Below are 12138 nucleotides of genomic sequence, written 5' to 3' on the forward strand. Positions count from 1 at the left end.
TCTCGTAAGTGCAACGGTTAAGAAAATTCCTGCGGGAGTTTAGGCTGATTGATTGAATCTGAACAATTGTGGCGAATTGCTGTGAACTTCCCAAGTGTGGATACGCTGATATCACTTAGCCGGTAGGCGATGAATTGTCGGCAGAATGCTCCAGAGGGACTGTGGGAAAAAAATGCGTCTAAAGATTATCTTTAACGGGTTTACAAGATTAACAGCGTTGATGTTGGCCGCGGGTCTCGGATTGGGATGCACCACGGTCCAGTCAATATCTGTCATCGAGCAGAATGTTGCACCGCGTTACTTCGGCCCGGCAGAGACGAACACGGTGATGGGCGACTCGCCAGGCTTTGCCCCGGTGCACTCCGCACAGGTGGAAGCCGCCCAGCTCGACATTCGCTCGGCGCGACAACGTTGGGTGTTTTAGGCGCCTTCAGTCAATTCTGAACAAATATTGAGAATGACCGCGCAAGGTCGCTTATGCCGGTAAATTCGTTTTCGCTGAGCGGCACAGGGGCATTGGGATGTGCTCCGACGCAGGGAGCGTCAATGCCAAACTGCAGGACCGTCGATCGCCGGTTTTCGGCGGGTCTGCAGTTCAGGGGAAAAACACATGGAGTGCCTGCTCGGTTCCGACACAGGGATGTGTCATCTCATTTCCTTTGCGCCCATGGCTATCTGCCAGAGCATCCGGTCAGGTATCGTGCGTCAGCGCGGGCGTTTCCCGGCATGATTTGTATAAGAGCATAAAAGCCAATCCATGAACCTCATGACCTTATTGCTCCCACGCCGTTCTGGCGTTTGTCTTTTACTGGTTGCCGGGTTGATGGAATTGTTCACCCAGAGTGCATCGGCGGCTGCCGCCTCGGCAAAACGTCTGCCTTATATCGATGATAATCAACAATGTCGCGGCCAACCGCTGCCCGCGACTGTCGAGCACCTGACCGGCGAAGCCTGGAAGCTGGATGCCAAAGGTAAACAGACGCCACTGCAGGAAGGCATGCCGATCGACGAGCAGGATGGCATCAAGACCTCGCCTTCGGCGTTTGTCAGCCTGTCCCTGGGAGATGGCTCGCGGGTAGTGCTGCCCTCCAGCTCCCACATCACGCTGCACCTCAATGAAGAACATTCGATCCCTCAGGTTATCCTCGAGCAGGGCCAGGTCGAGTCGTATGTGATCAAGCGTGCCAGCGACCATGATCGTTTTCAGATCGTCACGCCGGTCGGTGTACTGGGCGTACGGGGTACGCACTTCCGGGTGCGCAACGATGATGGTGGCCAGGCATTACTGGAAGTGCTGAACGGGCAAGTGGCGGTCAATCGTGATGAGGAACTGTCGCGCCCCCGCTCTGCCCGCTCCACTGCCAAACGGACTCAGGGCCCTGAGGATGATGAAGTCCAGGTCATGGCCCGTCAGGGTTTGCGTATTCAGAAACAAGGCACATTGACGCCAATCGACTTGTTACCTGCCCCACGTTTGTTGGGGCAGGCCGGTCAAACGGGTAATGTGCCTGTCTGGCAATTGATCATGAAGCCCATCGAAGGCGCCACGCGTTATCGGGCGCAAGTGGCCACCGACGCGGCCTTTCTGGACATCAAGCAAGAGCAGTTTTCCAGCACGCCCGAGGTCAAATTCAGCGGGTTGAAAGCGTTGTTCTACCATGTTCGCCTGTCGGCGTATGACGCTCAGGGGTTAGAAGGAGAGACCGGGGTGTATGACATTTTCTATTACCCCAGGACCACGCGTGTCCAATAGCGCCCTGGCCGACGACCGATGAAGGGCCGCCCAAGGAAGGACGGTCGCGAGCCGACCCAGGCTCAGCGGCTGTTTCGGCGAATGGTCCGCGAGTGGCTGTGGGTCAGCCTGATCCTGTTGCCGTTGACGGCAGTGCTGTCCATGACCCATGGCCTGGTCTTGAGCAATCTGCTGTACGACAACCTGCGTCGGCTGAGCCCGCTGCCGGTGGACCCACGAATACTCATCGTCACGATCGATGACTATAGCTTGCAGCAGCTAGGCAAATGGCCTTGGTCGCGGGCCATGCACGCGCAGTTGCTTGATCGGCTAGGCGCTGCGAACGCCAAAGGCATTCTGTTCGACGTGATTTTCAGCGAGCCCGATAGCCATCCCGGCAACGATCAGCTTCTGGCCCAGGCGGCCTGCCGTGCCGGAAATGTCTTCGTGCCGTTGCTGCGTGAAGGCGTGGCGCGTTATGGACAGCCTTTGGGGGAAATTGAACCGGTGGCGCCACTGAGCCATTGCGTCAAAGGCATCGGGCACATCAATGCCCAAGCGGATGCCGACGGGATCGTTCGCAGTGTGTACTTAAGCGAAGGACCGGCACAACAAACACGCGCGCAACTGGCCTGGATGCTGTACGAACAGACCCTTGCCGACAAGGTAAATGTACCGATGCCCGGGACCCCGGCCCTGCCGTCGACGCAAGGCTGGCAGCGAGCCCACAAAATACGGATTCCTTTCATCCGTTCCGATGCGGGTTTTCCCAGTGTGCCCTACGTCAGCGTCTTGCGCGGTGAAGTCCCGCCCGAATTGCTGCGCGATCGCTTGATCCTGATCGGCTCCACCGCTCCAGGTTTGGGGGACCGTTACGTGACACCGCAATCGGCGAGCATGGGCACCACCCCGGGCATCGAAATTCAGGCAAATATCCTCAATGGGTTGCTGCAACAGCGCAACATTGTGGCTCTCGATGAACGTTTGGCGGCGTTGTTATCGGTGGTGATTGTCGGTGAGTTGCTGGGCCTGATGTTGGTGCGTCCGCGTCGCGCGTTATGGCTGACCCTGGGGGCAATGGCGGTCGCACTGCTGGGTTCGAGCCTGCTGTTACGTCTTGGCTGGTGGTGGTCACCGGCCGCGAGTCTGCTGGGTATGCTGTTGGGTTACCTGATCTGGAATTGGCGAAGGCTGAATGCGGTGCTCGCCTATTTCGGCTGGGAACTGGCGCGTCTGGACAGCGAGCCGAAAGTGTTTCCCGAACGCCGCCGTACCCCGGCCCCGGCTGGCGATGTGCTGCAAGGGCAAATCGTCGCGCTGGAACAGGCCATGAGCCGGACACGTGACACCCGGCGTTTCATTGCTGATGGCCTTGAGTACTTGCCGGTGGCGACGCTGATCAGCGATCCGAACGGGCGCATTCTGTTGGCCAACCGTAAGGCTCGGGAGATATTTTCCAGCAGCCTTGTGGGCGAGGAGATGCTCGAGCAACTGAGCGAGTTGGGTTACCCGGTGCCGTCCGATGGAACGCTGCCGGCGTTGTCGACCCTGGAGCTGCTGGAGTTTCGTGACACTCAGGCACGCAGCCTGCGTCTGGACCTGGCGCCGCTGTTGCCGGCCGAGGGCGACTCGGTGATTGGCTGGTTACTGAGCCTCACTGACTTGAGCGTCGAACGGGACGCCGAGGAGCAGCGGGCCGTGTTGCTGCGTTTTCTGTCTCATGACCTGAGGGCCCCCCACTCGGCGATTCTGGCTTTGCTCGACGTTCAGCGGCATCAGGTGTCTGGCGACACTCAAGTGTTCAGTCAGATCGAGTTACAAGTGCGCAAGGCGCTGAACCTGACCGAGGCCTTTGTACAGTTGGCAAAGGCTGAATCCGAGGCCTATCAGTTTCAGCCGAGTATGTTCGCGATGTTGCTGCTCGATACCTTCGACCAGGCCTCGAGCATCGCTCATCTGAAGAACATTCAGTTGCTGCATGACCTCGACGAAGATGCTGAAGCGCTGGTCCTGGCCGATCAGTCGTTACTGACACGGGCACTGTTCAACCTGCTGGAAAACGCCATCAAGTACAGTCCGGCGGGTTCGCGGATCACCGTGCGGGTGAGTTGTACCGAGGGTTGGTTAACGTGCGAGATCGCCGACCAGGGCCGAGGGATTGCCGTCGAAGAGCTTCCCGAGCTGTTCAGTCAGTATCGACGCTTTGCATCGGCTCACGGCAGTGACGGCCTGGGGTTGGGGTTGTCCATGGTCAAGGCGGTGGTGGATCGTCACGGCGGGCGGATTTCCTGTCATAGCGTGGTAGGACAAGGCACGACGTTCAGTGTCCAGCTACCCCTTTTGAGCGAGTGAGCCTGATCATTTTTACAGGCATAAAAAAACCGGCTATATCAGCCGGTTTTTTTACGTCCGAAAAAAACTTATGCACGTTTTCCGAAGTTTTATTTGCTTAAGAAATATGTATAAAAATCAAAAGCTTAAAAACTAAATACAGCGATTTTCAACGAAACGGTACACAGGTTATCCACAGAACTTCAGACAGTCACTTGGTCGGTCGCACTCGGTGCTGCCGGGGCTGCTGGCAGCGAACCCATTTCGCGCTGCATCTGTTCGTTCCAGGCCTGCACCCGGTCATTCAGGTCGGCGATGGCCCGTGGCCCGCTACCCTCGGCGTACATCGGCGCGCCGATGATCACGGTGATCACGCCCTGCTTTTTGGCCCAACCGGTTTTTGGCCAGAACTTGCCGGCATTGTGTGCAATTGGCAGCACGGGCAATGACGCATTGACGGCCAACGCGGTGCCGCCTCGGGAGAACTTGCCGATGGTGCCGTAGGGAACGCGAGTCCCTTCCGGGAAAATCAGCACCCAGACATTGTCCTTGAGCAGTTCATCGCCCTTTTTCGCCACATGCTTGAGCGCGGCTTTCGGGTTGTCACGGTCGATGGCGATCGGCCGCAGCATGGCCATGGCCCAGCCGAAGAACGGCACGTAGAGCAGTTCGCGCTTGAGCACCTGGCTCAACGGTTCGAAGTAGGCCGAGAGAAAGAACGTCTCCCAGGTGCTCTGGTGGTTCGACTGAATCACGCAGGGCTGCTCAGGCACGTTCTCGGCGCCCTTCACTTCGTAGCGAATACCCAGAAAGACTTTGCTCAGCCACAAGGCGCAGCGGCACCAATACACGTTGATAAAGCGATAACGCGCCTTGAACGGCAGAAACGGCGCGATAAAAAAGCTCAGGGTGCACCAGAGCAACGAACTGGTGCCCAGCAGCAGGTAAAAGAGGAAAGTTCTGATGGCCTGCAGTATCGACATGGCGACATTTACCGTTGCGGGCACTGCCCGCCTATTCAAGCGCACTCCTGATCAGTCCTTGGCCAGGATGTCAGAAGAGCCTTAGTTGTGGATAAGTTCTGCGGCAATCGCCGCCAGATCGTCAAAAATCAAGGTGCCTGCCGGTAGGGTCTTGCCCTGAGTCTTTTCGCCTTTCCCGGTCTTTACCAAAACTGGCTGACAGTCGACGGCTTTGGCGGCCTCCAGGTCACCGAGAGTATCGCCGACGAACCATAGATTCGTCAGCGAAACGTTGTAGTGTGCGGCGATGGTTTTCAACATCCCGGGTTTTGGCTTGCGGCAATCGCAGCCATCGTCTGGCCCGTGCGGGCAATAGACGATCAGCCCGACTTCGCCGCCCTGCTCCGCCACCAACTCGCGCAAGCGAGCATGCATGGCCTCCAGGGTGGCGATGTCGTAATAGCCGCGAGCGATGCCCGACTGGTTGGTGGCGACCGCCACCGTCCAGCCGGCCTTGCTCAACTGCGCGATCGCTTCGATCGAACCGGGGAGTGGAATCCACTCCTCCACCGACTTGATGTACGCGTCGGAGTCGTAATTGATTACCCCGTCCCGATCGAGAATCAGCAGTTTCAACAGCAGCTCCTCAGCCCAGCAACGAAATATCGGCGACGCCGAGGAACAACCCACGCAGACGCGCCAGCAGCGCATAGCGGTTAGCTCGCACCTTGGCGTCTTCGGCGTTGACCATCACGGCTTCGAAGAACGCATCCACCGGTTCGCGCAATGCGGCCAGACGCGCCAGCGATTCGCTGTACTGACGGGCAGCGGCCATTGGCTGCACAGCCTGGTCCGCCTGCTGGATCGCCGAATACAGTGAGAACTCGTTGGCGTTGTCGAAGTACTTGGCTTCAACGACCGTCGGCACGGAGCCTTCGACCTTGCTCAGCAGGTTCGACACGCGCTTGTTCACGGCGGCCAGAGCAGCGGCTTCCGGCAATTTGCGGAACGCTTCTACCGCTTGTACGCGCTGGTCGAAGTCCAGGGCCGAACCCGGCTTCAGGGCACGTACCGACAGGTAGGTTGCGACATCCACGCCTTCGTCTTCGTAACGGGCACGCAGACGGTCGAAGATGAACTCCAGCACGGCGTCATTAAGGCCGGCAGCCTTGACCTTGGCACCGAACGCATTCACGGCGAAGGCCACGGCGTCGTTCAGGTCGAGGTCGAGCTTCTTGTCGATCAGGATCCGCAACACACCCAGCGCGGCACGGCGCAGGGCATACGGGTCTTTGCTACCGGTCGGCAGCATGCCGATACCGAAAATGCCCACCAGGGTGTCGAGCTTGTCGGCGATGGCCACGGCCGCACCGGTCAGGGTGGTCGGCAGTTCAGCGCCGGCACCGCGCGGCATGTACTGCTCGTTCAGCGCCAGGGCGACGTCTTCCGGCTCGCCGTCGTTGAGGGCGTAGTAGTAACCGGCGACACCTTGCATCTCCGGGAACTCACCGACCATCTCGGTCGCCAGGTCGCACTTGGACAGCAGGCCGGCACGCGCCGCCCAGGAAGCATTGCCGCCGATGCGAGCGGCGATGTAGGCCGCCAGCTTCGACACGCGCTCGGCCTTGTCGTAGACGCTGCCGAGTTTTTCCTGGAACACCACGTTCTGCAGACGCAGATTGAATTCTTCGAGTTTTTGCTTCTTGTCTTGCTTGAAGAAGAACTCGGCGTCGGTCAGGCGTGGGCGAACCACTTTCTCGTTACCGGCGATGATCTGCTGTGGATCCTTGCTTTCGATGTTGGCCACGGTAATGAAACGAGGCAGCAACTTGCCGTCGGCATCCAGCAGGCAGAAGTACTTCTGGTTGTCCTGCATGGTGGTGATCAGCGCTTCTTGCGGCACGTCGAGGAAACGTTCTTCGAACGAGCACACCAGCGGCACCGGCCATTCAACCAGCGCGGTCACTTCGTCGAGCAGGTTTGGCGGCACGATGGCCGTACCTTCCTGCATCGTCGCCAGTTCTTCGGTGCGCTTGCTGATCAGCTCGCGACGCTCGTTGGCGTCGGCCAGTACATAAGCAGCACGCAGATCGTTCAGGTAGTTGGCCGGCGAGGTGATGCGCACGCTTTCCGGATGGTGGAAGCGGTGACCACGGGAATCGCGGCCGGCCTTCTGGGCGAGGATGGTGCAGTCGATGACGTGGTCACCGAGCAGCATCACCAACCATTGGGTCGGACGAACGAATTCTTCCTTGCGAGCACCCCAGCGCATGCGCTTGGGGATCGGCAGGTCGTTCAGGGAATCTTCGACGATGGTCGGCATCAAGCTCGCGGTCGGCTTGCCGGCGATGCTTTGGCTGTAGCGCAGCTTCGGGCCGCTCTGATCGATTTCGCTCAGCTCGACGCCGCACTTCTTGGCAAAGCCCAGGGCTGCTTGAGTCGGGTTGCCTTCGGCATCGAACGCGGCCTGACGTGGCGGGCCATCGAGGTTGATGCTGCGATCCGGCTGCTGGGTCGCCAGCGCGGTGATCAGCACGGCCAGACGACGCGGCGCGGCGTAGACGGTTTTGCTCTCGTAGCTCAGGCCAGCGGCTTGCAGGCCTTTGTCGATACCGGCCAGGAATGCTTCGGCCAGGGTGTTCAGGGCTTTGGGTGGCAGTTCTTCGGTGCCCAGTTCAACCAGAAAATCTTGAGCACTCATTGTGCAGCCTCCAGCTTGGCCAGTACTTCATCACGCAGGTCCGGGGTCGCCATCGGGAAGCCGAGCTTGGCGCGAGCCAGCAGGTAGGCTTGCGCGACGGAACGCGCCAGGGTGCGTACACGCAGAATGTATTGCTGACGCGCGGTCACCGAGATCGCCCGGCGCGCATCCAGCAGGTTGAAGGTGTGGGAAGCCTTCAACACCATTTCATAGCTCGGCAACGGCAGCGGCTGGTCGAGTTCGATCAGGCGCTTGGCTTCGCTTTCATAGAAGTCGAACAGTTCGAACAGCTTCTCGACGTTGGCGTGTTCGAAGTTGTAGGTCGACTGCTCCACTTCGTTCTGGTGGAACACGTCGCCGTAGGTCACCTTGCCGAACGGACCGTCAGCCCAGACCAGGTCGTAGACCGAGTCCACGCCTTGCAGGTACATGGCCAGACGCTCCAGACCGTAAGTGATCTCGCCGGTCACCGGGTAGCACTCGATGCCGCCCGCTTGCTGGAAGTAAGTGAACTGCGTCACTTCCATGCCGTTGAGCCAGACTTCCCAGCCCAGACCCCAGGCACCCAGCGTTGGCGACTCCCAGTTGTCTTCGACGAAACGGATGTCATGCACCAGCGGGTCCAGACCCACGTGCTTGAGGGAGCCCAGGTACAGTTCCTGGAAGTTGTCCGGGTTCGGCTTCAGCACTACCTGGAACTGATAGTAGTGCTGCAGACGGTTCGGGTTTTCACCGTAGCGGCCGTCAGTCGGGCGACGACTGGGCTGCACATAAGCGGCGTTCCAGGTTTCCGGGCCGATGGCGCGCAGGAACGTGGCAGTGTGGAAAGTGCCGGCGCCTACTTCCATATCGTAGGGCTGAAGTACCACACAACCTTGCTCGGCCCAGTATTGCTGGAGGGCGAGGATCAAGTCTTGGAAGGTACGCACGGCTGGCGTAGGCTGGCTCACGAAATTCACCTGTTTCTTGGGCTGCGATTTAAAGAGCGGGAGTATACCCGATTCGGTCCTGCGCACGCCCCCTGGAGCCTTATGCCACGCTGCTTTTGGTGTACCGAAGATCCGCTGTACATGGCTTATCACGATCAGGAGTGGGGCACGCCGCTACGCGATGCGCAGGGATTGTTCGAGTTGCTTTTGCTCGAAGGGTTCCAGGCCGGGCTTTCCTGGATCACTGTATTGCGCAAGCGGGAGCGTTATCGCGAGGTGCTGTTCGGCTTCGACGTGCAGCGCGTGGCGCAGATGAGCGACGCGGAAATCGATGAACTGATGCTCGATCCGGGGATCATCCGCAATCGTCTCAAACTCAACGCCGCCCGGCGCAATGCCCAGGCCTGGCTGGAGCTGGAAGACCCGGTGGCGTTTCTCTGGTCGTTCGTCGGCGGTACGCCGGTGATCAATCATTTCAAGGATCGCAGTGAAGTCCCGGCGGTGACACCGGCCGCCATCGAGATGAGCAAAGGCCTGAAAAAAGCCGGCTTCACGTTCGTCGGCCCGACCATTTGTTACGCGCTGATGCAGGCTTCAGGCATGGTCATGGACCACACTCTGGATTGCGATCGCTACGCCACCTTGGCGAACGGCGGTTAGAATAGCCGCCTCGCGCACAGCACAAGATCAGGAGTGACCTGTGGATAAGTTTAAAGGCGCCTTGCTGGTAGGCGCTCTGCGGCTGTTTGCCCTACTGCCATGGCGGGCAGTGCAGGCGGTGGGTTCGGCGATTGGCTGGATCATGTGGAAAACCCCCAACCGTTCCCGCGACGTGGTGCGGATCAACCTCGCCAAGTGCTTCCCGCAGATGGACCCGGCCGAGCGTGAGCGTCTGGTGGGTCAAAGCCTGAAAGACATCGGCAAGTCTCTGACTGAAAGCGCCTGCGCGTGGATCTGGCCGGCCCAGCGTTCCATTGAACTGGTGCGCGAAGTCGAAGGCCTCGACGTTTTGAAAGAGGCGTTGGCGTCCGGCAAAGGTGTGGTTGGCATCACCAGCCACCTGGGCAACTGGGAAGTGTTGAACCACTTCTATTGCAGCCAGTGCAAACCGATCATTTTCTACCGCCCGCCAAAACTGAAAGCGGTGGATGAGTTGCTGCGCAAGCAGCGAGTGCAATTGGGGAACCGGGTGGCCGCTTCCACCAAGGAAGGCATCCTCAGCGTGATCAAGGAAGTGCGCAAGGGTGGCGCGGTGGGCATTCCGGCTGACCCGGAACCGGCCGAATCCGCCGGGATCTTCGTGCCGTTCTTCGCCACTCAGGCCCTGACCAGCAAATTCGTGCCGAACATGCTCGCCGGTGGCAAAGCGGTCGGCGTGTTCCTGCATGCCCTGCGCCTGCCGGACGGTTCGGGTTACAAAGTGATTCTCGAAGCCGCGCCAGAGGCCATGTACAGCACCGATACCGAAACCTCCTGCGCGGCCATGAGCCAGGTAGTCGAGCGCTACGTGCGGGCTTATCCGAGCCAGTACATGTGGAGCATGAAGCGCTTCAAGAAGCGTCCACCGGGTGAAGAACGCTGGTATTGAGGTTGCTGTGGATAACTCCGCAGGCTGCGATCTATTGATCTTGGCCTGCGTTACCGCTGATCAGTGCGCCTGACGCTCAAGCTTTTTCAGAAACACAGTCATTTCCTTCTCCGCCTGCTTGTCGCCATGGGCGCGGGCAGCTTCCAGACCCTGCTCCCAGGCCTGCCGCGCCGCCGCGTAATCCGCCAGCGCCAGATGGGCCTTGCCCAAGAGCTTCCAGGCCGCCGAATACTTCGGATCGAACTCGACGCAGCGCTGGAAATGCTCTGCGGCCTTGGCGTTTTCCCCAAGATCCAGATAACCCTTGCCCAGGCCGAAGCGCAGCAATGAGTTATCCACACCCTTGGCGAGCATTTTTTCCAGGGACTCGATCATCGGCGGACTCCTTTAACGCGATTGAAGCGAAGATCAAAAGATCGCAGCCTACGGCAGCTCCTACGCCGATCTCTGTAGGAGCTGCCGAAGGCTGCGATCTTGGCGATTGATGCCGCAGCATGTATTGCTGATCAGAAGAAGCTGAGCCCCACATGGAACAGCTTCTCCACATCCCGAATATGCTTCTTATCCACAAGGAACAGAATCACATGGTCGCCGGTTTCGATCACGGTGTCGTCGTGGGCGATAATCACTTCTTCGTCGCGGATGATCGCGCCGATGGTGGTGCCCGGTGGCAGGCCGATGTTTTCGATGGCCTTGCCGATCACTTTGCTCGACTTCGCATCGCCGTGGGCAATCGCCTCGATGGCTTCCGCCGCGCCCCGGCGCAATGAGTGCACGCTGACGATGTCCCCGCGCCGGACGTGGGCCAGCAAGGTGCCGATGGTCGCCAGTTGCGGACTGATGGCGATGTCGATGTCGCCGCCCTGGATAAGGTCGACGTAGGCCGGGTTGTTGATGATCGTCATCACTTTCTTCGCGCCCAGGCGCTTGGCCAGCAGCGAAGACATGATGTTGGCTTCGTCATCGTTGGTCAGGGCCAGGAAAATATCGGCGTCGGCGATGTTCTCTTCCAGCAGCAGATCCCGATCCGAAGCACTGCCCTGCAACACCACGGTGCTGTCGAGGTTGTCCGAGAGGTAGCGGCAGCGGGCCGGGTTCATCTCGATGATCTTCACCTGGTAACGGCTTTCGATGGCCTCGGCCAGGCGTTCACCGATCTGCCCGCCACCGGCGATGACGATGCGTTTGTAGCTTTCATCGAGGCGGCGCATTTCGCTCATCACTGCACGAATGTTCGCTTTGGCGGCGATGAAAAACACTTCGTCGTCAGCCTCGATCACTGTATCGCCCTGGGGCAGGATCGGCCGGTCACGACGGAAAATCGCCGCGACGCGGGTTTCGACATTCGGCATGTGTTCGCGTAACTGGCGCAATTGCTGGCCCACCAGCGGCCCGCCGTAGTACGCCTTGACCGCTACCAGCTGCGCTTTGCCTTCGGCGAAGTCGATCACCTGCAATGCGCCCGGATGCTGGATCAGGCGCTTGATGTAATTGGTGACTACCTGTTCCGGACTGATCAGCACGTCGACCGGAATCGCTTCATTGTCGAACAGTTCGGTACGGGTCAGGTACGCGGCTTCGCGGACCCGGGCGATCTTGGTGGGGGTGTGGAACAGGGTGTGGGCGACCTGGCAGGCGACCATGTTGGTTTCGTCACTGTTGGTCACGGCCACCAGCATGTCGGCGTCGTCGGCACCGGCCTGCCGCAGCACGGTCGGCAGCGAACCGCGGCCCTGAACGGTGCGGATGTCCAGTCGATCGCCGAGGTCGCGCAGGCGTTCGCCATCGGTGTCGACCACGGTGATGTCGTTGGCCTCGCTGGCCAAGTGTTCTGCCAGCGAACCGCCGACCTGCCCTGCGCCGAGGATGATGATCTTCATCCAGTCACTCCCTTA

General features: G+C 59.5%; 11 protein-coding genes. 5 read left to right on the forward strand and 6 right to left on the reverse strand.

The window, feature by feature from the left end; all coding sequences use genetic code 11:
- The first annotated feature begins 220 nt into the window (after positions 1–220).
- The 3 genes from ACCC96_RS05990 (at position 221) to ACCC96_RS06000 (ending at position 4084) form a co-directional block, all read left to right on the forward strand.
- Positions 221–424, forward strand: a complete 204-nt coding sequence (locus tag ACCC96_RS05990) for a hypothetical protein (RefSeq protein WP_413695208.1) — start codon at positions 221–223, stop codon at positions 422–424.
- A gap of 342 nt (positions 425–766) precedes the next feature.
- Positions 767–1753: a FecR domain-containing protein gene (locus tag ACCC96_RS05995; protein WP_413695250.1), complete on the forward strand. Its 987-nt coding sequence runs from the start codon at positions 767–769 to the stop codon at positions 1751–1753.
- An 18-nt stretch (positions 1754–1771) separates the two neighbouring features.
- Positions 1772–4084 carry a CHASE2 domain-containing protein gene (locus ACCC96_RS06000; protein ID WP_413695209.1) on the forward strand — a complete coding sequence of 771 codons (2313 nt, stop codon included), beginning with the start codon at positions 1772–1774 and terminating at the stop codon, positions 4082–4084.
- A 182-nt stretch (positions 4085–4266) separates the two neighbouring features.
- Here ACCC96_RS06000 and ACCC96_RS06005 read toward each other — a convergent pair whose 3' ends face one another.
- The 4 genes from ACCC96_RS06005 to glyQ form a co-directional block, all read right to left on the reverse strand.
- Entirely contained in the window at positions 4267–5046 is a 780-nt protein-coding gene (locus ACCC96_RS06005; protein ID WP_018927315.1) for a lysophospholipid acyltransferase family protein, read from the reverse strand.
- An 81-nt stretch (positions 5047–5127) separates the two neighbouring features.
- A complete protein-coding gene (gmhB, locus tag ACCC96_RS06010; protein ID WP_177324973.1) occupies positions 5128–5667 on the reverse strand; it encodes a D-glycero-beta-D-manno-heptose 1,7-bisphosphate 7-phosphatase in 540 nt (179 codons plus the stop codon).
- Positions 5668–5671: 4 nt separating this feature from the next.
- Positions 5672–7726 carry a glycine--tRNA ligase subunit beta gene (glyS, locus tag ACCC96_RS06015; protein WP_413695210.1) on the reverse strand — a complete coding sequence of 685 codons (2055 nt, stop codon included), beginning with the start codon at positions 7724–7726 and terminating at the stop codon, positions 5672–5674.
- Entirely contained in the window at positions 7723–8676 is a 954-nt protein-coding gene (glyQ, locus tag ACCC96_RS06020) for a glycine--tRNA ligase subunit alpha (RefSeq protein WP_003213601.1), read from the reverse strand. The genes glyS and glyQ overlap by 4 nt, the downstream gene beginning before the upstream one ends.
- An 81-nt stretch (positions 8677–8757) precedes the next feature.
- Here glyQ and tag point away from each other — a divergent pair, with 81 nt between their 5' ends.
- Together tag and ACCC96_RS06030 are read left to right on the forward strand one after the other, a co-directional pair.
- On the forward strand, positions 8758–9315 hold the full coding sequence (tag, locus tag ACCC96_RS06025; RefSeq protein WP_019580331.1) for a DNA-3-methyladenine glycosylase I: 558 nt from the start codon (positions 8758–8760) through the stop codon (positions 9313–9315).
- A gap of 40 nt (positions 9316–9355) precedes the next feature.
- Entirely contained in the window at positions 9356–10243 is an 888-nt protein-coding gene (locus ACCC96_RS06030; RefSeq protein WP_018927311.1) for a lysophospholipid acyltransferase, read from the forward strand.
- A 60-nt stretch (positions 10244–10303) separates the two neighbouring features.
- Here the strand turns inward: ACCC96_RS06030 and ACCC96_RS06035 are convergent, their stop codons facing one another.
- Both ACCC96_RS06035 and trkA read right to left on the reverse strand, forming a co-directional pair.
- Positions 10304–10618, reverse strand: a complete 315-nt coding sequence (locus ACCC96_RS06035) for a tetratricopeptide repeat protein (protein ID WP_018927310.1) — start codon at positions 10616–10618, stop codon at positions 10304–10306.
- Positions 10619–10749: 131 nt separating this feature from the next.
- Positions 10750–12123: a Trk system potassium transporter TrkA gene (trkA, locus tag ACCC96_RS06040; RefSeq protein ID WP_007941504.1), complete on the reverse strand. Its 1374-nt coding sequence runs from the start codon at positions 12121–12123 to the stop codon at positions 10750–10752.
- Positions 12124–12138: the final 15 nt, after the last annotated feature.

The sequence above is a fragment of the Pseudomonas sp. Pseusp11 genome (genome assembly GCF_047304405.1).
In the GTDB taxonomy this organism is placed as follows: Bacteria; Pseudomonadota; Gammaproteobacteria; order Pseudomonadales; family Pseudomonadaceae; genus Aquipseudomonas.